The organism is Pseudomonas petroselini (genome assembly GCF_045037875.1).
In the GTDB taxonomy this organism is placed as follows: Bacteria; Pseudomonadota; Gammaproteobacteria; order Pseudomonadales; family Pseudomonadaceae; genus Aquipseudomonas; species Aquipseudomonas petroselini.
The window spans coordinates 5,826,025-5,848,977 of record NZ_CP173614.1 but is presented as its reverse complement, the minus strand read 5'-3'; the positions used below and the strand labels follow the sequence as shown (position 1 = coordinate 5,848,977).

23 protein-coding genes are annotated in these 22,953 nt (G+C 60.6%); 12 read left to right on the top strand and 11 right to left on the bottom strand.

Features of this window, described 5'->3' with window-relative positions; genetic code table 11:
* Window positions 1-18: 18 nt before the first annotated feature.
* Together ACI512_RS26930 and ACI512_RS26925 are read right to left on the bottom strand one after the other, a co-directional pair.
* Window positions 19-741 carry a TorF family putative porin gene (locus tag ACI512_RS26930; protein WP_015885268.1) on the bottom strand — a complete coding sequence of 241 codons (723 nt, stop codon included), beginning with the start codon at window positions 739-741 and terminating at the stop codon, window positions 19-21.
* 206 nt (window positions 742-947) lie between these two features.
* A complete protein-coding gene (locus ACI512_RS26925; protein WP_003193095.1) occupies window positions 948-1,127 on the bottom strand; it encodes a hypothetical protein in 180 nt (59 codons plus the stop codon).
* 324 nt (window positions 1,128-1,451) lie between these two features.
* Here ACI512_RS26925 and ACI512_RS26920 point away from each other — a divergent pair, with 324 nt between their 5' ends.
* From ACI512_RS26920 to ACI512_RS26910, 3 genes are all read left to right on the top strand, one after another.
* Complete coding sequence (locus tag ACI512_RS26920; RefSeq protein WP_015885267.1) at window positions 1,452-2,288, top strand: S1 RNA-binding domain-containing protein; 837 nt, start codon at window positions 1,452-1,454, stop codon at window positions 2,286-2,288.
* Between the two features lie 51 nt (window positions 2,289-2,339).
* Window positions 2,340-2,738, top strand: a complete 399-nt coding sequence (locus ACI512_RS26915) for a DUF2177 family protein (protein ID WP_236381301.1) — start codon at window positions 2,340-2,342, stop codon at window positions 2,736-2,738.
* 197 nt (window positions 2,739-2,935) lie between these two features.
* A complete protein-coding gene (locus ACI512_RS26910) occupies window positions 2,936-4,378 on the top strand; it encodes an NCS1 family nucleobase:cation symporter-1 (RefSeq protein WP_405121431.1) in 1,443 nt (480 codons plus the stop codon).
* On the opposite strand, the gene ACI512_RS26905 is transcribed toward ACI512_RS26910, so the two are convergent.
* Window positions 4,290-5,498 carry an MFS transporter gene (locus tag ACI512_RS26905; RefSeq protein WP_405121430.1) on the bottom strand — a complete coding sequence of 403 codons (1,209 nt, stop codon included), beginning with the start codon at window positions 5,496-5,498 and terminating at the stop codon, window positions 4,290-4,292. The two genes, ACI512_RS26910 and ACI512_RS26905, sit on opposite strands and share 89 nt — an antisense overlap.
* Window positions 5,499-5,601: 103 nt before the next feature.
* Here ACI512_RS26905 and ACI512_RS26900 point away from each other — a divergent pair, with 103 nt between their 5' ends.
* Window positions 5,602-6,495, top strand: a complete 894-nt coding sequence (locus ACI512_RS26900) for a putrescine utilization regulator PtrR (RefSeq protein WP_236380158.1) — start codon at window positions 5,602-5,604, stop codon at window positions 6,493-6,495.
* 142 nt (window positions 6,496-6,637) lie between these two features.
* The gene (locus ACI512_RS26895) at window positions 6,638-6,760 is read left to right on the top strand and encodes a PA1414 family protein (protein WP_003193089.1); all 123 of its coding nucleotides are present in this window, start codon (window positions 6,638-6,640) and stop codon (window positions 6,758-6,760) included.
* A gap of 415 nt (window positions 6,761-7,175) precedes the next feature.
* On the opposite strand, the gene ACI512_RS26890 is transcribed toward ACI512_RS26895, so the two are convergent.
* The 4 genes from ACI512_RS26890 to speB are packed head-to-tail and all read right to left on the bottom strand — an operon-like array spanning window position 7,176 to window position 11,565.
* A complete protein-coding gene (locus tag ACI512_RS26890; protein ID WP_064052699.1) occupies window positions 7,176-8,558 on the bottom strand; it encodes a sodium:solute symporter in 1,383 nt (460 codons plus the stop codon).
* Window positions 8,559-8,581: 23 nt separating this feature from the next.
* A complete protein-coding gene (locus ACI512_RS26885; RefSeq protein ID WP_236380161.1) occupies window positions 8,582-10,171 on the bottom strand; it encodes a cytosine permease in 1,590 nt (529 codons plus the stop codon).
* 21 nt (window positions 10,172-10,192) lie between these two features.
* Complete coding sequence (locus tag ACI512_RS26880) at window positions 10,193-10,615, bottom strand: nuclear transport factor 2 family protein (RefSeq protein WP_236380162.1); 423 nt, start codon at window positions 10,613-10,615, stop codon at window positions 10,193-10,195.
* Entirely contained in the window at window positions 10,615-11,565 is a 951-nt protein-coding gene (speB, locus tag ACI512_RS26875) for an agmatinase (protein ID WP_236380163.1), read from the bottom strand. Before speB ends, ACI512_RS26880 begins: the two co-directional genes overlap by 1 nt.
* 296 nt (window positions 11,566-11,861) lie before the next feature.
* Between speB and ACI512_RS26870 the strand changes: the two genes are divergently transcribed.
* The 7 genes from ACI512_RS26870 (at window position 11,862) to ACI512_RS26840 (ending at window position 19,706) form a co-directional block, all read left to right on the top strand.
* A complete protein-coding gene (locus ACI512_RS26870; protein ID WP_049712094.1) occupies window positions 11,862-12,755 on the top strand; it encodes a LysR family transcriptional regulator in 894 nt (297 codons plus the stop codon).
* A 6-nt stretch (window positions 12,756-12,761) separates the two neighbouring features.
* Window positions 12,762-13,367 (top strand): tRNA-uridine aminocarboxypropyltransferase, encoded by a 606-nt coding sequence (locus ACI512_RS26865; RefSeq protein WP_236380164.1) that lies wholly within the window; start codon window positions 12,762-12,764, stop codon window positions 13,365-13,367.
* Between the two features lie 232 nt (window positions 13,368-13,599).
* Window positions 13,600-14,502 (top strand): cysteine synthase CysM, encoded by a 903-nt coding sequence (gene cysM, locus ACI512_RS26860; RefSeq protein WP_015885254.1) that lies wholly within the window; start codon window positions 13,600-13,602, stop codon window positions 14,500-14,502.
* Window positions 14,502-15,854, top strand: coding sequence for a 23S rRNA (uracil(1939)-C(5))-methyltransferase RlmD (rlmD, locus tag ACI512_RS26855; RefSeq protein ID WP_236380165.1), 1,353 nt, complete (start codon window positions 14,502-14,504; stop codon window positions 15,852-15,854). Before cysM ends, rlmD begins: the two co-directional genes overlap by 1 nt.
* A 138-nt stretch (window positions 15,855-15,992) precedes the next feature.
* Window positions 15,993-18,236 carry a GTP diphosphokinase gene (relA, locus tag ACI512_RS26850; RefSeq protein WP_015885252.1) on the top strand — a complete coding sequence of 748 codons (2,244 nt, stop codon included), beginning with the start codon at window positions 15,993-15,995 and terminating at the stop codon, window positions 18,234-18,236.
* Window positions 18,237-18,301: 65 nt separating this feature from the next.
* Window positions 18,302-19,135, top strand: coding sequence for a nucleoside triphosphate pyrophosphohydrolase (gene mazG, locus ACI512_RS26845; RefSeq protein ID WP_015885251.1), 834 nt, complete (start codon window positions 18,302-18,304; stop codon window positions 19,133-19,135).
* A 25-nt stretch (window positions 19,136-19,160) separates the two neighbouring features.
* Window positions 19,161-19,706 carry a DUF2058 domain-containing protein gene (locus tag ACI512_RS26840; protein ID WP_003230516.1) on the top strand — a complete coding sequence of 182 codons (546 nt, stop codon included), beginning with the start codon at window positions 19,161-19,163 and terminating at the stop codon, window positions 19,704-19,706.
* 180 nt (window positions 19,707-19,886) lie between these two features.
* On the opposite strand, the gene ACI512_RS26835 is transcribed toward ACI512_RS26840, so the two are convergent.
* The 4 genes from ACI512_RS26835 to purM form a co-directional block, all read right to left on the bottom strand.
* A complete protein-coding gene (locus tag ACI512_RS26835; protein ID WP_003175379.1) occupies window positions 19,887-20,075 on the bottom strand; it encodes a hypothetical protein in 189 nt (62 codons plus the stop codon).
* 263 nt (window positions 20,076-20,338) lie between these two features.
* Window positions 20,339-21,052 (bottom strand): DUF3108 domain-containing protein, encoded by a 714-nt coding sequence (locus ACI512_RS26830; protein ID WP_015885250.1) that lies wholly within the window; start codon window positions 21,050-21,052, stop codon window positions 20,339-20,341.
* Window positions 21,053-21,060: 8 nt separating this feature from the next.
* Window positions 21,061-21,711, bottom strand: a complete 651-nt coding sequence (purN, locus tag ACI512_RS26825) for a phosphoribosylglycinamide formyltransferase (protein WP_236380166.1) — start codon at window positions 21,709-21,711, stop codon at window positions 21,061-21,063.
* On the bottom strand, window positions 21,711-22,769 hold the full coding sequence (gene purM, locus ACI512_RS26820) for a phosphoribosylformylglycinamidine cyclo-ligase (protein ID WP_015885248.1): 1,059 nt from the start codon (window positions 22,767-22,769) through the stop codon (window positions 21,711-21,713). Before purM ends, purN begins: the two co-directional genes overlap by 1 nt.
* Between the last annotated feature and the right edge of the window lie 184 nt (window positions 22,770-22,953).

Here is a 22,953-nt window from a genome sequence, read left to right as displayed (position 1 = left end):
GGGCGACAGTTCAGCCGATTAATAAAACGACCGCGCCGCCTTCAGCGTCAACAGACCATCGCATTGCGAATTGTGTCCGGAATAGGCCGAGCAGTCCCCGCCGCTGAGGCTGGAGTCGCTGTAGATGAGGTTCAGGTCAACGCCCATCCATTCTCGGGAGAATTGCACCGACCAGTCGCTGAAGCTGCGAATGGAGCCGCCGTCCACCGAGACCGGCGTGCCCAACTGATGCGTGGTGTATTTCATGCTGACGCCAATACCGAAAGGCTGGGTGCCACCCAGGTCGGCGAACAGTGTGCTGTCCTGGCGATCCGGATCGTTGCTGAAGGAGGCACCGAAGCGATTACCCAGCAGGTTCAGGCCGCCATAGAACTCCTGGCTGTCGAGCGGGCTGAGCTTGGGGTAGCTGTAGTGGATCAAGCCGACTTCATAGCCCAGGGTCTGGTCGAAAGGGTGTTTGAAGCCCATGTAGGAATCGACTTCAAGGGTGCTGGCCGAGGACAGGCCCATGTTCGGTGAGAACTGACCAAAATACAGGCCGCTGTCATGACTCAGGTCCAGCCCGCCGTGGAACGAGTCGCTGCCGGGAGACGTCGGCTTGACCAGGCCCTGGGCCATGCTGCGGCTGGGGGTGGTGCCCAATTTCAGGTCGAAGTCGCCGAGTTCACGCTGGAATATTTGCGCTTGGGCAAGGGGGCACGCGACAAGGGCGCTGACCAGAAAGATGCACGGTTTGAGCATGCTTCACTCCATGAAAAGCGAGGAGCAGTGACGAAGGAATCGGGCAGATGCCCGTGCTAGACGTGTGCAAGGATACCGGCGAACGTCGGGAGGTGAGGCCCGTTCGTCGATTAGCGCTAATGAAAAATAGGCAGCGAGGGTATTTCGGGCTCTAGTCCTAGCGCCTTGAAGGCAAGACGCTTAGGGACCAGTGGTGTTGCGCGGTGTTACTTTTTACCCAGGCTGATCTGCTTGGATGGGCCGAAAGTCTGGCCGCTGACGCCCTTGGCAATTTGCTGGATTTCGCCGCCGGACTTGAGGAAAGCAGCAATCTGGCTGTTGATCGATTCGCTGGTTTCAACGGCGGGAGCTGGCTTTGCTTTGCTGTTGGATGCTTTTACACGCATGGCGGCCACTAACCTGTAGAAAATTAACTTGGCCAGGCATCGTACAGGAAATACTTGACAATTGCTTGGTAAATATCCTCGAAGAATAAGTGCGGCGGCTGAAAACAGCCAAGTTTCATCTTTGAAATGAACCCCTAACTTACTGTTTTAATTCGAAACCCTGGTGCTGGCTGCGGTGGGTTGCCTGAGGAAAATCAGGCGGATTGATCGGACGAGCGGGGCGATGCCATCGCAAGGCCACGCCAGGCCTTGATTTTTCAGGCGCGCGCGCGTGACGAGCGCAACTCGGGTAGAATGCCGCCCACGCAATGAGGGTATTTGGAAATGGCTTTAGTCGGGCGCTACAACAGCTTGCAAGTGGTTAAACACACTAACTTTGGTTTGTACCTGGACGGTGCGCAAGATGGCGAAATCCTCTTGCCTAATCGGTATATCCCCAAAGATATTCCCAGTGAAGATGAAGACTGGCTAAACGTTTTCATTTATCTGGACAGCGATGACAAACTTATCGCCACGACCGAAAAGCCCAAAGTCCAAGTGGGCGAATTCGCCAGTTTGAAAGTGGTGGAAGTCAACAGCATCGGCGTGTTTCTCGACTGGGGCTTGCCCAAGGATCTGTTGCTGCCGTATTCGGAAGAAAAGCGTCAGATGACCGCTGGCGAATACTGCGTGGTGCACGTTTATCTCGACAAACACACCAAGCGCATCACGGCCACCGCACGCCTGGACCGCTACCTGGACAAGACGCCTGCCAATTACCAGGTGGGCCAGGAGGTCGACCTGCTGGTGGCCGAAGCCACCGACATGGGCTTCAAGGCGATCATCAACAACAAGCATTGGGGCCTGATCCACAAGAATGAAGTGTTCAAGTTCCTGCGCCCGGGCAAGGAAGAAAAAGGCTTTATCAAGGAGATCCGTGCGGATGGCAATATCAGCCTGAGCCTGCAACCGGTTGGCCAGGAAGCAGCCTCGAGCCTGAACTCGAAGATCCTTGCCAAGTTGCGTGAAAACAACGGCACCTTGCCGGTCAGCGACAAGAGCGACCCGGCGGTGATCAGCAACTTGTTCGGCGTGAGCAAGGGTAACTTCAAGAAAGCCATTGGTGCGCTGTATAAGCAGGGCCAGATTGTGATTCACGCGGATCGCATTGAACTAAGCTGAGTACGCTTTGCTCTTCTGTAGGCGCCCGTTGGCGCTTACAGAGGTGCATCAATGACCAAGAAAACATCTTTCGCCTACCTCGGCACGTTGCTGGCTTTCCTGGTCCTCGACGGCCTTTGGCTCGGCGTGCTCATGGGGCCAACCTACAAATCCCTGCTGGGCCCGCTGATGCTGGACCAGCCCCGCCTAATGCCGGCTCTGCTCTTCTACCTCCTCTATGTGGTCGGTTGCGTGGTATTCGTGGTTCTGCCCAGTGTCAGTTGGCAGCGCGCAGCGCGCAGGGGGGCATTGCTTGGGCTGGTCGCTTATGGCACCTACGACCTGAGTAACTGGGCCACGCTGCAGGGCTGGTCAGCCCAGTTAGCGATCATGGACATGGCCTGGGGCACCTTCCTGACTGCCGCGTGCTGCACGGTCGGTCAATGGTGTGCACATCGAGTGCACCGCTGATTGTGTACAGGATTTCGGTGCACCGTTGCTGAGCATCGTCCCATGTCTATACCCATATCAATCCCTTTGGAGCGCCGTGCCAGAGGGATTGCGTTCAATTGGCACGTATTCTGCTGACTCTCTCGTATACAAACTATGCCGCCTTCCGTATGCACACCGCGACGCATGTGCAGGCTGGTATTTCGAGGAGCCCAGCGATGACCGAACAATTGCCCAAAGGCTACAGCCCGCGCCTGTATAACCAGGACCTTGGGCCACTGCCGCAAAAGTGGAACTGGTACAACATCTTCGCCTTCTGGATGAGTGACGTGCACAGCGTCGGCGGTTATGTGTTTGCCGCCAGCCTGTTTGCCTTGGGGCTGGCCAGTTGGCAGGTGTTGATCGCCTTGCTCGCCGGTATCTGCATTGTGCAATTGATCGCTAATCTAGTGGCCAAGCCGAGCCAGCAAGCCGCAGTGCCTTACCCCGTCATTTGTCGGTTGGCGTTTGGGGTGTTCGGCGCGAATATTCCTGCGGTGATTCGCGGCTTGATCGCGGTGGCCTGGTACGGGATTCAGACGTATTTGGCGTCGAGTGCCTTGATCATCGTGGTGCTGCGTTTCTTCCCACAGATGGCCGTGTACGCAGAGCCGCATTTCGCTGGGCTTTCCTACCTTGGTTGGTTTGGTTTCCTCAGCCTGTGGCTGTTGCAAGCGGCGGTGTTCTGGGCGGGCATGGAGTCCATCCGCCGTTTTATCGATTGGGCGGGGCCGGTGGTGTATGCGGTGATGTTTGCCCTGGCCGGCTGGATCGTGTGGAAGGCCGGTTGGTCGAACATCAGCTTTACCTTGGCGGAGAAGTCGCTGTCGGGATGGCAGGCGTTTGGCCAAGTGATCGTGGCGACGGCGCTGGTGGTGTCGTATTTCTCTGGGCCGACCCTGAATTTCGGTGACTTCAGCCGCTACTGCCGCAGTATGAAAGACGTGCGACGCGGAAATTTCTGGGGGCTGCCGGTGAATTTCCTGGCGTTTTCCCTGGTCACCGTCGTGATCGTCTCGGGCACCTTGCCGGTGTTTGGTGAAATGCTCCACGACCCGATCGCCACGGTTTCGCGCATCGATAACAACGTGGCGGTATTGCTCGGCGCCTTTGCGTTTGTCACTGCGACCATTGGCATCAATATCGTCGCCAACTTCGTCTCCCCGGCGTTTGACTTCGCCAACGTCGCCCCCAGCAAAATCAGCTGGCGCGCAGGCGGGATGATCGCTGCCGTGGCATCGATCTTCATTACACCTTGGAACCTGTTCAATAACCCGCTGATGATCCACTACACCCTGGATATCCTCGCGGCCTTTATCGGACCGCTGTTCGGGATCCTGTTGGTGGATTTCTACCTGATCAAAAAGCAGAAGATCGATGTGGATGCGCTGTTTGATGACAGCCCCAGCGGGCGCTATTACTTCGACGGTGGCGTGAACTGGACAGCGGTCAAGGCGTTGGTGCCCGCGACGCTGTCGGGCGTTGCGATCACCTTCACCCCAGCGTTGCAGGGCATGGCCAACTTCGCCTGGTTTACCGGATGCTTCCTGGGTGGGCTGTTTTTCCTGGTGCTGGCACGGCGTGAACAGGTGCGCGCACCTGCGCCTTTGGTTGCCGGCTGACCAACACCGAACCCGCCACCAGCAAGCCTGCACCGGCGACTACCAGCGCCGGTTGCAGGCCGCCGCTCAGGTGGCTGCTCACCGATGCCAACAAAGGGCCGCTCAATTGGCCGATGGCAAAGCTTGCGGTCAGCAGCCCGGTGCTGCGCTGGTAGCCGTGGGGCGCGACGTCCCGCAAACGTGCCATCACGAGTTGCATGCACGCCAGGAACGGCCCGCCGCACAGCAACACCCCCAATGCCAGGCCCCAGCCATTGCCCAGCAAGCAGGCAAATACGCCGGCCGCTTGCAGCCATAGGGTGGTCATCAGCCAGCGGCGAGTCGTGTGCGGATCTTTGCGGCGCAGGGTCGCCACGCCGACCCCCATCGCGGCTGCCAGGCCAAAGCACGGCCAGAACAGATCGGCCTGCCAGGCGCCCTTGAACTGCGCACTGGCCATCTGCGACAGGAACGTCGCCGGGATGATGTAGCCAAGGCCGAACAACACATAGATCCAGCACAAATGCGCAATGCTGCCGTTGCTGCCCGCGTCCGCAGGGCTGGCAACCGAGGCACTGGCGGCAGAAGGCTTGGGCAGGAACGGTAGAATCGCCAACAACATCACCAGCGCCACTGTGCCGTACACCCACCACAAGGTTGCCGAGCTTTGCCCCAGCAAGTTGGAGCCCAACGCCAGCAACCCGGTCAGCAGGATCCCCAGTCCGGGCCCGGCGAATACCAATGCGCCCAGGCGCGGACGCCCGGCGGCAATCGCCAGCGGCTGGCTCAGGCTGGTGATCATCACCAATGCCCAGGCACTCGCGACACCGGTACCAAAGCGCAGCAACAGATGCGGCCAGAAGCCATGAGCCCAGTACGACGCCAGGGTCAGCAGCACACACAGCCACAACCCGCCGTACAAGCGCCCACGCACATGCTGATGGCTGCGCGCAAAGATCGAATCCACCGCCCCGACAAAGTAGCCCAGGTAGTTGGCGGCGGCGATCAGGCCAGCGCCGGTCAGGTCGATCTGCCCCTCGCTGAGCAGGTGCGGCATTTGTGGGGTGAGGGCGAAGCGGCCGATGCCCATCGCCATCATCAAGGCGACACCACTGGCAAGTAAGCGAATCAAGGGGGACATGGTCAGGTTTCCTGCGGATAAGCGAATACCCTCAGGCTAAAGCGCATTGACTTTCTGTAAAATTGAATAATAGTGAGCAACTTGTTCAGTTTTGGAGAAATGTATGGAATTCAGTCAATTGCGCATTTTCCAGGCGGTGGCGGAAGAGGGCTCCATTACCCGTGCCGCCGAGCGCCTGCATCGCGTGCCGTCAAACCTGTCGACCCGGCTCAAGCAGATGGAGGAACAGCTCGGTGTGGAGCTGTTCGTGCGCGAGCGCCAACGCCTGCAGCTTTCTCCGGCGGGCAAAGTGTTGCTGGACTACAGCGCCCGTCTGCTGGCCCTGCACGACGAAGCCCACAGCGCCGTGCAGGGTGGGCAACCGGCTGGCGACTTTGTATTAGGCAGCATGTACAGCACGGGCGCCGTTCATTTACCGAAGCTGCTGGCGCGTTACCACAAGGCTTACCCGACGGTGAACCTACAGGTGCAATCGGCGCCGAGCGGCGAGCTGCTCGAAGGCTTGATTACCGGTCGCCTCGATGCTGCCTTTGTGGACGGTCCTATCACCATCGCGTCCCTGGACGGTGTTCCCCTGTGTGAGGAGCGTCTGGTGCTGATCTGCGAGGCCGATCACCCGCCGGTACGCGGGCCGCAAGATGTGGCGGGCCGGTCGGTGTTCACCTTCCGCCGCAGTTGCGCCTACCGCGCGCGGCTGGAAACCTGGTTTTCCCACGAGCACGTGGCCATGGGGCGGGCGATTGAGATCGAGTCCTACCAAGGCATGCTCGCCTGTGTGATCGCCGGGTCCGGGGTGGCGTTGATGTCCGAGTCCATGCTCAACAGCCTGCCAGGCAAGGACAGTGTGTCCGTTCATCCGTTGACAGGGCCTTTTGCCACTGCGACCACCTGGCTGATGTGGCGAAAGGGTATGCTCGGCGCTAACCTCAACGCATGGATCGACCTGCAGCAAGCTGACAGGGCCGAGGCGCTGCACGACGCACGCGCGATTGCTTGAGCGATCCGTCAGGATTTGGATCAATTCAGTAATAGTTCGTTGTGTTTTCGTTCAAGCAATACGTAGGACTTAGGGCTACTATCAGTGTAGGAAAAGGCGAAAGAACTTGCGCCTACCAGCATTACCCTCAAAGGGGGCAACCATGAAAGAGAAAATTCAAAACTGGCTCCATGATCTGGGTGTTGCACTTGGCTTGATCGAGCCGCCGTTGCAACCCGTGCCGATTCGCACCGATGATGAGCAGCGTCGCCCACGTCGCAGGTAAGCCCTGAAGCGCTCACGCGGCCGAACCGTGCGGGCGCTGTACTATCGGGCGCATTTCTGGCTTTCACTCCTAAGAGCCCGAACGCTGCCGACCCAGTGACGTTGCGCTGGATGAGCGGCAGATAGCGTCCTTTTTCAAACGCGCCGCGCTTATTGATGGTCGCACGCTGCACGATGAGTTTGACTGGGCCCCTTGTTACCTTGAAGGCACGCTGAAATATCAGCAAAAGGCCTGCGTCTGGCGGGTGAGGGCGGGGGCTACCGGGGAAATTGAGTGCCCGGCGACCGAGCAGTATTTTGGCTGCAAGGATTGCGGTGATTTGTTTGAAGGCGCGGCGCAATGGCGACGAATAAAAAACGGGTGCGACATCCGACGTCGCCCCCGCTGAAGAAACCGCTTTAACGTTTGTTGTTGATCAAACCGCGCGGGTCGCCACACCCTCTGGCCGGCGTGACAACACGCTCACCAGCACAAAACTCACCAGCCCAATGGCCAGGCTGTAGTAGATCGGCGTGTTCGCGTCCAACCCATCCTTGAGCATAAACACCAGCGCGGTCACGAATCCCAGGGTCATGGAGGTGATCGCCCCCGCCGTGGTCGCGCGTTTCCAGAAGATCGCGCCAATCAGTGGGATCAACATACCGCCCACCAGCAGGTTGTAGGCCAGCGTCAGTGCGCTGATCACATCGCTCACCACCAGCGCAATCCCCAGCACGGCGATGCCGGTCAGCATCGTAAACAGGCGGTTGACGGCCAGGCTCGACTGTTTGCCGCCACGCAAACGCGGCAACAGGTCTTCAGTCAGCACGGTGGAGGCGGCGAGCAGGCCGGCACTGGCGGTGGACATCATCGCTGCGAGGGCGGCGGCAATCACCAGGCCACGAATGCCGTCTGGCAGCGAGGCTTTCACGATAGCGGCAAACGCGTTGTTGACGTTATCCAGGTCTGGGATCAGCACGTGTGCCGCCATACCGATCAACGCACAGGCCAGGCCGTAGAGGATGCAGTAGAAACCGGCGAAAGTGCCTGCGTACTTGGCGACCTTTTCGTCACGGGCGGTGAACACGCGCTGCCAGATATCCTGGCCGATCAGGATGCCGAAGAAGTAGATCATGAAGTAGGTGATGATCGTGTCCCAGCCGATCGCGGTGAAGCTGAAGCTCGACGCGGGCAGCTTGGCCACCAGCTCATCCCAGCCGCCGACGCGGTACAGGCAGATCGGCAGCAGGATAAACATCAGGCCGACGGTCTTGATCACGAACTGCACGATATCGGTGAGGGTCAGCGACCACATGCCGCCAATGGTCGAGTACACCACCACCACGCCACCGCCGAGTAGCACCGAGATCCAGAACGGCAGGCCGAACAGCACTTGCAGCACGGTGCCGATGGCCAGGATCGAGGTCACGCCGATCATCAACGCGTAGGCCAGCATGATCACCGCACTGGCCTGGCGGGCCATGGGGTTGTAGCGTTTTTCGAGGACCTGGGTCACGGTGAAGATCTTCAGCTTCAACAGCGGCTTGGCCAGGAACAGATTGAGCGCAATGATGCCCATGCCCAGCGCGGCACACAGCCAGAAGCCGGAGATGCCATGCACATAGCCCAGGCGCACGGTGCCGACGGTAGAGGCACCGCCCAATACCGTGGCGGCCATGGTGCCCATGTAGAGCGACGGGCCCAGGTTGCGTCCGGCCACCAAGTAGTCTTCGTGGGTCTTGGCGCGGCGCATGCCGTAATAGCCGAGCACGAGCATGCCGGCGGCGTAGATGAGTACGACGAATAAATCCAAAGCCATGACGGCGGTTCTCCAATTATTTTTTATTGTGGTGAGCGTGCTTGCTGTGGTGAAGGCGCTTTTTGTGGCGAGGGAGCTTGCTCCCGCTGGGCTGCGAAGCGGCCCCAAAAAAGCCGGCTCCAGCTTCGCGGTCGAACGGGAGCAAGCTCCCTCGCCACAACGGTCGGCCCGTAGACAGCCGCCGGTTCCGGAAACACCCGCAGCAAGGTCAGGTACACCACCGACGCCAACCCCAGCGTCACCGGCAAGCTGATATCAATGCCATCGGCCAAATTGCCCAGCGGTCCCACAAACTGCCCCGGCAAATTGACGAAACACAGGCCCACCAATGCACTCGGAATCCACGCCCCCAACCCGCGCCAGTTCCAGCCATGGCTGAACCAGTAGCGCCCGCCGGTCTCACCGCGGGTAAACACCTGCAGGTCATCCGGGCAGTAGAAGCCGCGACGCACGATCAGGCCGATGATCATCATCACCATCCACGGCGTGGTGCAGGTGATGATCAGTACCGCGAACGTCGACACGCTTTGCACCAGGTTGGCGGCGAAACGTCCGATAAAGATGAAGGCAATCGACATCACCCCGATCAGCAGCGTGGCTTTCACCCGTGACAACAGGCGCGGGAACACGCTGGACATGTCCAGCCCGGTGCCATACAGCGACGTGGTGCCGGTGGACATGCCGCCGATCACCGCGATCAGGCACACCGGCAGGAAGAACCAGGTCGGCGCTACCGCCAGCAACCCGCCGACATAGTTATTCGCCGCGATGTAGTCTGGCGCCTTGATCGCGACGATGGTCGCGGTGGCCAGGCCAAACAGGAAAGGGATTAACGTCGCGATTTGCGCCAGCACCACTGCCAGCATGATGCGCATTTTCGGCGTCTCACGCGGGATGTAGCGCGACCAGTCACCCAGGAACGCACCGAAGGAAATCGGGTTGCTCATGGCCACCAGCGCGGCGCCGATGAAGGCGGCCCAGAAGCCCGTCTGGCCCATGGCTACAGTGCCCGCGAAGTGGCTGTCGAACGCCGGCGCGAAGGCAAAGATGCCCAACAGGAACAACAGGCTCGCCGCCCACACCGCAATGCGGTTGACCCAGAGCATGAAGCGAAAGCCGTAGATGCACACCGTCAGTACGAGAATGGCGAACACGCCGTAGGCCAGGCCCAGGGTCAAGTCGGTTTCCGGCAGGCCGATCAGACGTTTCGCACCCCCCACCAACGCATCGCCCGAACTCCACACCGACAGTGAGAAGAAGGCAATCGCCGTCAGCAGTGAGAGAAACGAGCCGACAATCCGCCCGTGCACACCAAAGTGCGCACCGGAAGACACCGCGTTGTTGGTGCCGTTGATCGGCCCGAACAGGCCCATGGGCGCCAGGATCAGCGCACCCACCAGCACGCCCAGCACAATCGCCCAGACGCCGGCCTGGAACGACAAGCCGAACAACACCGGGAAGGAGCCCAGCACGGCGGTGGCAAAGGTGTTGGCACCGCCGAAGATCAGTCGGAACAGATCCTTGGGGCCGGCGGTACGTTCGTGGTCCGGGATCTGCTCGACCCCGTTGGTTTCTATCTTTCGAATACTTTTATCGTTGTTTTTATTATTCATGATCAGCTCCGATCACATTGGCTAAGGGGGCGGCAGCCCTTCCGGCATAGCGGACAAATGTTCGTGACAGGCCAGCCACAGGCCTTGTTTTTGTTGTGTGCCAGACCCTTGCCGTGTGAAGACAATGGTCTCGCGTTCCTGGCTAAAAAATTGCTCCCCGTTCATGCGCAGCTCGGTGGCTACGTCATGCATGAAAATCGCCACGTCACCCTGCAGGCTGACCACGGCGTTGCTTGAGGCGCAGGACAGCACCTCGAACCCCTCGTCCCGGCGCCAGCTGTCCCACAACGCCTGGTAGGCATCGCGACTCAGCAGTGGCTGGGGGAGGGTGTAGAACACAAAGCTCGCATCGGCGGTGAACGCGCCGAAGTAGGCGGCGCGGTCATTGCGCGCAAAGGCCGCGACCAGGTCGGCGGCGGCTTGCAGCACTTCGTGGGTGCTCATCAGCGATGGGCCACGCCAGGCAGTACGCAGAGCATTTCGTACAGCAGGTTGGCGCCCAGCAGCGAAGTGTTGCCGGTGGTGTCGTAGGGCGGCGAAACTTCGACCAGGTCGCAACCAATCAGGTCGAGGCCCTGGCAGCCGCGGATGATCTCAATCGCTTGGATGGTGGTAAGCCCGCCGATTTCCGGCGTACCGGTGCCCGGCGCCCAAGCCGGGTCGATGCCATCGATATCAAAGCTCAGGTACACCGGGCCGCCGCCGACTTTCTCACGCACTTCGGCCATCAACGGCGTGAGGGAGTGGTGCCAGCATTCTTCGGCCTGGACCACACGGAAGCCCTGCTTGCGGCTCCAGTTGAAGTCTTCGGCGGTGTAGCCCTGGGCGCGCAGGCCGATCTGCACCACACGGTCGCAGTCCAGCAAGCCCTCTTCAACCGCGCGGCGGAAGGTGGTGCCGTGGGCGATTTTCTCGCCGAACATATGGTCGTTCACATCGGCGTGGGCATCGATGTGCACCAGCCCGACCTTGCCGTGTTTCTTGTGGATCGCCCGCAGGATCGGCAGGGTGATGGTGTGGTCGCCGCCCAATGTCATCGGGACTACGTTGTGCTCGAGGATCTCGTCGTAGGCCTCTTCGATGATGCGCACGGCGTCCAGCAGGTTGAAAGTGTTGATCGCCACGTCACCAATGTCCGCGACCGACAGCGAGTCGAACGGTGCGGCACCGGTGGCCATGTTGTAGGGGCGGATCATGACGGATTCGGCGCGGATTTCACGCGGCCCGAATCGGGTACCGGCGCGCAGCGAGGTGCCGATGTCCAGCGGCACGCCGATAAAGGCGGCATCCAGGCCCTTGGCCGTTTGCAGGTGGGGAAGACGCATCATGGTGGCGATGCCGGCAAAGCGCGGCATTTCGTTGCCGCCCAGTGGTTGGTGGAAAATCTTGTCCACGGGAGTGCCTCATCGTTGTTTTGTTTATTAGGGGCCGATTCTGCGAAATACACCGATACGAAAGAATCGGCAGGGGCAAATACTTAGTTCAGATTTTTCTAAACTAATACCAGCGGTTAAACTACGACAGCCGGACTGTAGTGAGCGGGCTTGCCCCGCGCTGGGGGGCGAAGCCGCCCCAATGAGGACGCCGCAGTGTTTCAGACAGACCGAGGTGCCTGGGTTTAGGGCGGCTTCGCCCCCCAGCGCGGGACAAGCCCGCTCACTACAAGTAGCCCGATCATCTTGGAGACCCCATGGCCAACGCCTTGCCCGACCTGAAACTCCTGCGGATCTTCGTCAGCGTCGTGCGGCACCAGGGATTCGCCAATGCCCAGCACGAACTCAACCTGTCCACGTCGGCCATCAGCACTTACATGAGCCAACTGGAATCGGCGTTGGGCCTGGTGCTGTGCCATCGCGGCCGGGGCGGTTTCAGCCTGACCAGCAAAGGCGAGCTGTTCCATCAGGAAACCCTGCGGTTACTGGGCGAACTGGAAGGTTTCGAGCAATACGCCGCAGCCTTGAAAGGCGAGTTGCGCGGCACCCTCAAGCTCGGGGTGCTCGACTCTACCGTCAGCGATAAGGCGCTGCCGTTCGCCGAAGTCATCGGCGCCTACAGCCAGGAGCACCCGGCGGTGCACCTGCATTTGTCGGTGATGAGCCCCTACGAACTGCAACTCGGCGTGCAGGACAATCGCCTCGACCTGGCCATCGGCGCTTTCTCCAACCGCATGAGCGGGCTGATCTACATGCCGCTGTACCGCGAGCAGCACTGGTTGTATTGCAGCACCCGGCACCCGCTGTTCAACGAGCGCCGCATCCCGGAGCAAGTGATCACCCAGCAACGCATGGTCGGTCGCGGCTACTGGAGCCAGGCCGAACTGGCGCGCCATGGTTTCAAACACAGCGCGGCGACCGTGGAAAGTATGGAGGCTCAGTTGATCCTGGTGCTGTCCGGCGCCTATATCGGCTACCTGCCTGAGCACTACGCCCAGGCCTGGGCCGACAAGGGGGATTTGCGCGTATTGCTGCCGGCCACCTTCGGTTACCAGGCGCCGTTTTCGATGATCATGCGCCGCGGGCGCAGCCGTGAACCGTTGATCCAGACCTTCCGCGATCTGCTCAAAGCCCAGCTCAACCAGGCCTGATAATCCATGTCCAGACCCCAATGCCCGCGCTGCCTGCGACCCGCCACCCATTGCCTGTGCGCGTTGATCCCCAGCCTCGACAGCCGCACCCGCGTGTTGCTGTTGCAGCACCCGAGCGAGGTCAACCATGCGCTCAATACCGCGCGGTTGGCGGCGTTGGGCTTGAACAATGTGCAGTTGATAGTGGGTGAGGTCTTTGATGATCTGCCGGCTCTATTGAACCCGCCTGGTTATCAGGCGCGGCTGTTGTTTCCGGCTGACGACGCCCAGCCGCTGCAAGCCTATGTGCCTGGGGATCAACCGCTGTTGCTGGTGGTTCCCGACGGCACCTGGCGCAAGTCGCGCAAATTGCTGCACCTCAATCCGTTGCTGGCAGCGCTGCCACGGGTGACGCTGGCCGAGGGCGCTGTGTCGCGTTATCGGCTGCGCAAAGCGCCTGGGCCGGGAGCCCTGTCAACGGTTGAGGCCATTGTGCAGGCGTTGCAGGTGCTGGAGGCACCGGCATCGTTCGAGCTGCTGCTCAAACCCTTTGAGGCGCTGATCGACGGGCAGATTGCGGCGATGGGGGAGGAGGTTTTTCAGAAAAACCATGGCGATCGACATTTGGGCTAGGCGGGTTGTCGAGGTGCGGCCATCGGGGGGCAAGCCCCCTCTCACAGTTGACCGAATTCCAGCATGAGAATGCGCGCGAATGTGGGAGGGGGCTTGCTCCCGATAGCGTCTGCCCAGCCACCACCTCGCTCGCTTATTCCTATAAGCCATAAGCACCGCACTTTGCGTGATATGGCCCGCCGGCCTTTCCCGGTATGATGTTCGCCCCCGCAGTCTGGATTGCGAATACGCCATGACCTTGCAGTACCCTACAATCGCCGATTGCGTCGGCAACACCCCCCTGGTCCGCTTGCAACGCATGGCGGGTGAAACCAGCAATACCCTGTTGCTCAAGCTTGAAGGGAACAACCCGGCCGGTTCGGTAAAAGACCGCCCGGCGCTGTCGATGATCACCCGCGCCGAGTTGCGCGGGCAGATCAAGCCCGGCGACACCCTGATCGAAGCCACCTCCGGTAACACCGGGATCGCGCTGGCCATGGCCGCGGCGATCAAGGGTTATAAGATGGTGCTGATCATGCCCGACAACGGCAGCGCCGAGCGCAAGGCGGCGATGACCGCCTATGGCGCCGAGCTGGTGCTGGTGACCCAGGAAGAGGGCATGGAAGGTGCCCGCGACCTCGCCGAGCGCATGGCCGCCGAAGGCCGTGGCCAGGTGCTGGATCAGTTCGCCAACGGTGACAACCCCGAGGCGCACTACACCACCACCGGTCCGGAAATCTGGCGCCAGACCCAGGGCACCATCACCCATTTCGTCAGTTCCATGGGTACCACCGGTACCATCATGGGCAACTCGCGCTACCTCAAGGAGCAGAACCCGGCGATCCAGATCGTGGGGCTGCAACCCATGGAAGGCGCGGCCATCCCGGGCATCCGCCGCTGGCCCGAAGAGTATCTGCCGAAGATCTACAACGCGACCCGCGTGGACCGCATCATCGACATGGCCCAGCGTGAAGCCGAAGACACCACGCGCCGCCTGGCCCGTGAAGAAGGCATCTTCTGCGGTGTGTCCTCCGGTGGTGCCGTGGCCGGCATGTTGCGCTTGTCTAAAGAGGTGGAAAACGCGGTGATCGTCGCGATCATCTGTGACCGAGGCGACCGTTACTTGTCGACCGGCATTTTCGACGAACCCAACTGATGGCCAAGCACGAGAGAGGCCTGCGCTTCCAGCCGACGGGCGGCAGCCGGGCCCCGCAGATTCCGGTAGGCAAGAAACAACGCTTGACCATCGAGCGCCTGGCCAATGACGGCCGCGGCATCGTGTTCTTTGAAGGCCGCACCTGGTTTGTGAACGGCGCGCTGGCCGGCGAAGACGTGGAAGCGCGGGTGCTGGGCACCCACGGCAAAATCGTCGAGGCGCGCACCGAACGGGTGTTCAAAGCCAGCGAACTGCGGCGTCCGGCGCCGTGTGCGCACTTCGGCCGGTGCGGCGGTTGCAGCGTGCAGCACTTGCCCCACGCCGAACAACTTGCCCTGAAACAGCGCATGCTCGCCGAGCAACTGTCCCGTGTGGCCGGTGTCGAACCGCAAGAGTGGGCCGCACCCTTGAGTGGGCCGGAATTCGGCTACCGTCGCCGCGCCCGTGTGGCCGTGCGTTGGGACGCCAAGGCGAAACATCTGGATGTCGGTTTCCGCGCCGTGGCCAGCCAGGACATCGTCGCCATTGACGATTGCCCGGTACTGGTACAGGCCTTGCAACCGATCATGCAACGTCTGCCCAACATGCTCCGCCGCCTTAGCAAACCTCAGGCGCTGGGGCATGTCGAAGTGTTCAGTGGGACGTCCATCGCCGTGTTGCTGCGGCATATGGCGCCGCTGTCCGAAGCGGACCTGCACATTTTGAAAGAATTCTGCACCTTCCATGACGCCCAGCTGTGGCTGTATGGCGAGGGTCAGCCGGAACCGGTCGACGCCGATGCGGTTCTGGGGTTCCGATTGGAACAGTGGGATCTGGAACTGGCTTACCGGCCTGGAGACTTCGTCCAAGTCAACGCCGGGGTCAACGCGGCGATGGTCGCCCAGGCCCTGGAATGGCTGGCGCCCCAACCCGATGAGCGGGTGTTGGACCTGTTTTGCGGCCTGGGCAATTTCGCCCTGCCGCTTGCTCGCCAAGTGCGGGAAGTGGTGGCGGTGGAAGGCGTACAGACCATGGTGGACCGGGCGGCCGTCAACGCCGTCAGCAACAATTTGCATAATGCGCAGTTTTTTCAGGCCGATTTGTCTCAGCCTTTGACCGACGCGGAATGGGCCAAACAGGGCTTTTCTGCGGTACTCTTGGACCCACCTCGTGACGGTGCCCTGGAGGTTGTGCGCAAGCTCGCGACCCTCAAGGCCAAGCGTCTGGTGTATGTGTCCTGCAACCCGGCCACGCTGGCGCGGGACACGGTTGAGTTGGTCAAGCAAGGCTACCGGCTAAAACGTGCCGGGATCCTCGACATGTTTCCGCAAACCGCGCATGTCGAGGCCATGGCGTTATTTGAAGCGGGCTAGGATGCCCGTTTAATCCGACTGGCCTGCATTCTCCAAGGCCGCGACCTGCCAGGGAGTGTGTGTAAGCTTTATCAAGGTAAAGCAGGTCAGCGATGATTTTTGACGCATCCAAGGTGCGTCGTAGGGAAGGTAAGCAAGATGGTACAGGTGAGAGCACACCAGCCGATCAACACCGACGGCAGTATCAATCTCGAGGCATGGCTGGATCATGCCGTCAGTGTCGACCCGGCACTGGACCGTGAAGCCTTGAAAGCAGCCTGCGAGTTCGCTCGTGAGTCTGAGCAGCAAGACAATGCGGCCAAGAACCTGTGGGCCGAAGGCACTTCAAGTTTTCGCACCGGCTTGGAGATCGCCGAGATCCTCGCCGATCTTAAACTGGACCAGGACTCGCTGATCGCCGCCGTACTTTATCGCGGCGTACGCGAAGGGCACATCGCGTTGCCCATCGTCAGCCAGCGTTTCGGCACCGTGGTGGCCAAGCTGATCGACGGCGTGCTGCGCATGGCCGCGATCAGCGCCAGCCTCAGCCCGCGTCAATCCATGGTGCTGGGCACCCAGGGCCAGGTCGAGAACCTGCGCAAGATGCTGGTGGCGATGGTCGACGACGTTCGTGTCGCCCTGATCAAGCTGGCCGAACGCACCTGCGCCATCCGGGCGGTGAAGACGGCCGACGACGAAAAGCGCAACCGCGTTGCCCGCGAAGTCTTCGACATCTATGCACCCCTGGCGCACCGCCTGGGTATCGGCCATATCAAATGGGAGTTGGAGGACCTGTCCTTCCGCTACCTCGAACCCGATCAATACAAACAGATTGCCACCTTGCTGCACGAGCGGCGGCTCGACCGTGAGCGCTTTATCGCCGACGTGATGAACCAGTTGCGCTCCGAGTTGCAGGCCACCGGCGTCGAGGCCGACATCAGCGGTCGCGCCAAACACATCTATTCCATCTGGCGCAAAATGCAGCGCAAGGGCCTGGCCTTCAGCCAGATCTACGACGTGCGTGCCGTGCGTGTGCTGGTGCCGGAAATGCGTGACTGCTACACCGCGCTCGGTATCGTCCATACCCTGTGGCGGCACATTCCCAAGGAGTTTGACGACTACATCGCCAACCCCAAGGAAAACGGCTATCGCTCCTTGCACACGGCGGTGATCGGCCCCGAGGGCAAGGTGCTGGAAGTGCAGATCCGCACGCACGCCATGCACGAAGAGGCCGAGCTGGGTGTCTGTGCGCACTGGCGCTACAAGGGCACCGACGTCAAGGCCGGGTCCAACCAGTACGAAGAGAAAATCTCCTGGCTGCGCCAAGTGCTGGAATGGCACGAAGAACTCGGCGACATCGGCGGCCTGGCCGAACAGTTGCGTGTGGATATCGAACCGGACCGGGTCTATATCTTCACGCCCGACGGACACGCCATCGACCTGCCCAAGGGCGCCACGCCGCTGGATTTTGCCTACCGCGTACACACCGAAATCGGTCACAACTGCCGGGGCGCCAAGATCAACGGGCGCATCGTGCCGCTCAACTACAGCCTGCAGACCGGTGAGCAGGTCGAGATCATCACCAGCAAGCACGGCACGCCGAGCCGTGACTGGCTGAACCCCAACCTCGGCTACATCACCACGTCGCGGGCGCGGGCGAAGATCGTCCATTGGTTCAAGTTGCAGGCGCGTGACCAGAACGTCGCGGCGGGTAAAACCTTGCTTGAACGCGAACTGGCACGCCTGGGCCTGCCTCAGGTGGACTTCGACAAGTTGGCCGAAAAAGCCAACATGAAGATCGCCGAAGACATGTTTGCCGCGCTGGGTGCCGGCGACTTGCGCCTGGCGCAACTGGTCAACCTGGCCCAGCAGTTGGTCGAGCCGGAGCGCGGCAGCGAACAGCTGGAGCTGATCCCACGCAAGGCCACCGGCTACAAGCCCGGCAAGCGCGGCGATATCCAGATCCAGGGCGTGGGCAACCTGATGACGCAAATAGCCGGCTGCTGCCAGCCGTTGCCGGGCGATGCCATCGTCGGTTACATCACCCAGGGCCGTGGCGTGAGTATTCACCGCCAGGACTGCGCCTCGGTGCTGCAACTGGGCGGGCGTGAGCCGGAGCGGATCATCCAGGTCAGCTGGGGGCCGGTACCGGTGCTCACCTACCCGGTGGACATCATCATCCGCGCCTACGACCGTTCCGGCTTGCTGCGTGACGTGTCGCAAGTGCTGCTCAACGAGCGCATCAACGTGCTGGCGGTCAACACCCGCTCGAATAAAGAGGACAACACCGCGTTGATGTCCCTGACCATCGAGATTCCGGGGTTGGACGCATTGGGTCGGTTGCTGGGGCGGATTTCCCAGTTGCCGAACATCATTGAAACCCGGCGCAACCGCACCCCTTGATGCGGTCATAAATGTGGGAGAGGGCTTGCCCCCTCCCACATTTGATCTTCAGCGGAAAAAGACCGATGTATTCACTCGAAGACCTGCTGCACCTGATGAACCGCCTGCGCGACCCGCAATACGGGTGCCCATGGGACATCAAGCAAACCTACGCGACTATCGTCCCGCACACGTTGGAAGAAGCCTATGAAGTCGCCGACGCCATCGAGCGCGGTGACTTCGATCACCTGCAAGGCGAGCTGGGCGACCTGTTGTTCCAGGTGGTGTATTACAGCCAGCTGGCACGGGAGGAAGGGCGCTTCGAATTTGCCGGAGTGGTCGACAGCATTACGCGCAAGCTCATCCGTCGCCATCCCCATGTGTTCCCCACCGGCGATCTGTATGCGCCGCTGGATATCCCGCACCTGAGCGAAGAGCAGGTCAAGGCACGTTGGGAGCAGATCAAGGCCGAGGAGCGCGCGGAAAAGTCCGACGCACCGGAGCAACTATCCCTGCTGGACGATGTGCCTACCGCGTTGCCGTCCTTGTCCCGTGCCGCCAAATTGCAAAAGCGCGCCAGCCAGGTCGGTTTCGACTGGCCGTCTGCCTTGCCGGTGGTGGATAACGTGCGCGAAGAGTTGGATGAAGTGCTCGAGGCCATGGCCGATAACGATCCGTCGGCCATTGCCGATGAGGTTGGTGACCTGCTGTTTGCCGCGGTCAACCTGGCCCGTCACCTCAAGGTCGACCCGGAAACCGCGCTGCGTGGGGCCAATGCCAAGTTCGAACGACGTTTCCGATTTATCGAACAGGCATTGCGCGACACGCACCAACCCATAGAAGATTGCACCCTCGAAACGTTGGATGCCCTCTGGGGCGAAGCCAAACGTCAGGAAAAGAACGTGTCCAGCTGCGGTTGAGCAGTTGCCTAAGTGAGTAAGCACCATGAGCCTTTCCCTTCGCGACCAGTTGCTCAAAGCAGGTCTGGTCAACCAAAAGCAGGCCAAGCAGGTCGGCAAAGAGAAACAGAAACAGCAACGCCTGGTTCACAAAGGCCAGGCCGAGGTCGATGACACCCAGGCCCGCCTGGCAGCCGAGGCACATGCCGAGAAGGTCAAGCGCGATCAGGAACTGAACCGCCAGCAGCAGGAAAAAGCCGAGGCCAAGGCCCGTACGGCGCAGGTCAAGCAACTGATCGAGACCTCGCGCCTGCCCAAGCTGACCACCGAGGACTACTACAACTTCGTGGATGACAAGAAGGTCAAGCGCCTGTCGGTCAACACACTGATGCGCAACAAGCTGAGCAACGGCTCCCTGGCGATCGTGCATCACGGTGGCAGCTATGAGGTGATCCCGCGCGAAGCGGCGCTGAAGATCCAGGAGCGCGCACCGGAGCGTATCGTGCAGCTCAACATCCTCACCGAAAGCCAGGTGCCGGACGAGGATGATCCGTACGCCGCCTACCAGATCCCGGATGATCTGATGTGGTGAGGCGCTAGCAACCCATTGTGCTGAGCGGGCTTGCCCTGTGGTGAGCAGGCTTGCCCTGCGTTGGGCTGCGAAGCGGCCCCGAAAACGCAAACGCCGCATTCTCCCTGAAAGAATGCGGCGTTTTTAGTGGGGCGGCTTCGCCACCCAGCGCGGGGCAAGCCCGCTCACTACACGGTAGCTTCAGGAGCTTTGTGCCTGGCGTTTCATCTCAAGCGATTCAAGCTCGTTTTTATAATTATGAGCGTCGCTCTCATTGTGAAACATGCCGACCAGCAGGTCTTGCTGGTGTACATCCCAGATGTGAATCCCATGGCCCAATGCTTCGTGGGACATATGTTCGTCGTCGCGTTCAGTTACTTTTACAGTCATCTGCTTGCTCCAATCTCTGGTGGATCTGCGGCAAGTCGTCGCAGGCCTTTGTTATATGATTTGTTAGCTTGCTAAGTAAACCGACTTTTCGCGCAACAATTCATTGCAGCAAATGCAACAGTCCTGCAGGCCGCGTAAACCGCGACATTGCGCCGCAGGGTGCTGAGTTTTATGACAAAAGTTTCATGTTCACGTCAGGGGCAGCTCAATCGACAGACGAAAAAAAGCCCCGCATCTGCGAGGCTCTTTATTCCATCTACCGATCAGCTACCTTTGACAGCCTTACCGTCAACGGTGCCATCCTGCAGCATGATGTTGTATTCCTTGCCGTCGGTTTCCACCTGGCGCAGGGCAACCAGGATGCCGCCCTGGTCCTTGGCAAACCACATCTGGGTGATGCGCTTGCTTTGTGTCGGGTCACGCACGCGCTCGACCTTGATGGCGTCAATGGAGCCGACCTTGGTCTGGACCTTTTCCGGGCCGATCACGCGGAAGTCGTAGGTGTCGACGTCGGTGCCTTCGACCACGTTGTAGCTCATGCTCTTCTTGCCGGCAGCCACATCGCGCTGCAGGGCCAACTGGTAGGTCGACTTGTCGAGCATGCCGCTTTGCAGGGCGACGTTGACCGGGTCTTTGTTTTCAAAACCGGTGACTTTCTTGGCGGTCTGGTCGAAGTCCAGGTTGATCTTCTTCGCCTTGCCCAGACCACCGCGTTCGAAGGTGTAGCTCTTCGGTTGCAGGGTGTCCTTGTCAAACTGGATCACGCTGGTTTCGGTCAGGCTGGCGATCATCATGGACGCCTTGAAGTTCAAGGTCCAAGTGCCATCGCCATTCTTGGCCAGGCTGCGTTCGGCCGAACCACTCATGGGCAACTGTTTCCAGTCGGCGGTGTAGCTGACGGAGAAAGGGTGTAGGTCTGCTGCTTGCACGGCAGGCAAGGCGAACAGCGCAAAAGCGAAGAGCAGGGCGCGACGCATAAAATCTCCTAGGTTCGAATCAAGTGGCCGCTGGCCGCAAGTAACTGACCGTCCAATAATGCACCCTGGTCACCGAGAATCAACCGTCTCTCGGCAAACCAGCGAACGGCCAGCGGGTAAATCCTGTGTTCCTGGGTGTGAACCCGTTGCGCAAGGCTCTGCGCCGAGTCGTCAGACTCTACCGGAACCACTGCCTGTACGACCAGAGGCCCGCCATCGAGTTCCTCGGTGACGAAGTGCACGCTGCAGCCATGCTCGCTGTCGCCGGCGTCGAGCGCACGCTGGTGCGTGTGCATGCCTTTGTACTTGGGCAGCAGGGAAGGGTGGATATTGAGCAGGCGCCCTTCGTAATGCCGCACGAAATCAGCGCTGAGGATGCGCATGAAACCGGCGAGTACCACGAGTTTGGGGTTGAAGGCGTCGATGAGTTCGATCAAGGCACTGTCGAAGGCTTCGCGGCCATCGAACGTCTTGTGATCCAGAGAGCGGATTTCGATACCCGCGTCCCTGGCGCGTTGCAGGCCGTAGGCGTCGCTGCGGTTGGAGATCACCGCAGCAATGCGCACTGGGCTGTCGCCGGTGCGCGTGCTGTCGATCAAGGCCTGCAAGTTACTGCCGGTGCCGGAAAGCAGCACCACGACATCACAGGTCTGAGGCATCAGTGAGCCTTGAGGTTCTTCAGTTCGACCTGAGCTGCGCCTTCCGGGGCAGTGGCGATCTGGCCGATGACCCATGGCTGCTCGCCGGCTTCACGCAATACGTTCAGCGCGGTTTCAACGTGTTCTTGCGCCACGCAGATGACCATGCCCACGCCGCAGTTCAGCACGCGGTGCATTTCGGTTTCGTCAACGTTGCCTTTCTCTTGCAGCCAGTCGAATACCGCAGGACGCTGCCAGCTGGCCACGTCGACGATCGCCTGGGCGCCTTTTGGCAGTACGCGCGGGATGTTGTCCAGCAGACCGCCGCCCGTGATGTGGGCCATGGCTTTGACTGCGCCAGTGTCCTTGATCAGCTTGAGCAGTGGCTTGACGTAGATGCGGGTCGGGGCCATCAGCAGGTCGGTCAGCGGCTTGCCGTCGAGCTGGGTGTTCTCGATGTCGGCGCCGGACACTTCGATGATCTTGCGGATCAGCGAGTAACCGTTGGAGTGTGGGCCGGAAGAGGGCAGGGCCAGCAGGGCGTCGCCGGCAGCGACTTTGGAGCCGTCGATGATTTCGGCTTTTTCCACCACGCCGACGCAGAAGCCGGCCAGGTCGTAGTCTTCGCCTTCGTACATGCCTGGCATTTCAGCGGTTTCGCCGCCGACCAGGGAGCAACCCGACAGCTCGCAACCCGCGCCGATGCCGGTGACCACTTGGGCAGCGGTGTCCACGTTCAGCTTGCCGGTGGCGTAGTAGTCCAGGAAGAACAACGGCTCGGCGCCGCACACCACCAGGTCGTTGACGCACATGGCAACCAGGTCGATGCCGATGGTGTCGTGCTTGTTCAGGTTCAGTGCCAGGCGCAGCTTGGTGCCCACGCCGTCGGTGCCGGACACCAGGACAGGCTGCTTGTAGCCGGCCGGGATTTCGCAGAGGGCGCCAAAACCGCCCAGGCCGCCCATGACTTCGGGGCGCGCAGTGCGCTTGGCGACGCTCTTGATGCGTTCGACCAATGCTTCACCGGCGTCGATGTCTACACCGGCGTCCTTGTAGCTCAGGGAGGGTTGCTTGCTCATGATCCAGGCCTTTAGGGGGGATTCAGGGGTAACGACCGAGCGGGCAGGCGCTTTTGGTAAAAGGCCCAGCCGTTGACGGTCTGCGAAGGCGCGCGATTTTATCAGGCTTGAGGGGCAGCGGCCATCCTCGGGCCGACGGGCAGGGCCATATAGGTTAAAAAAGCCGGTTAAAAAAATGCTGATG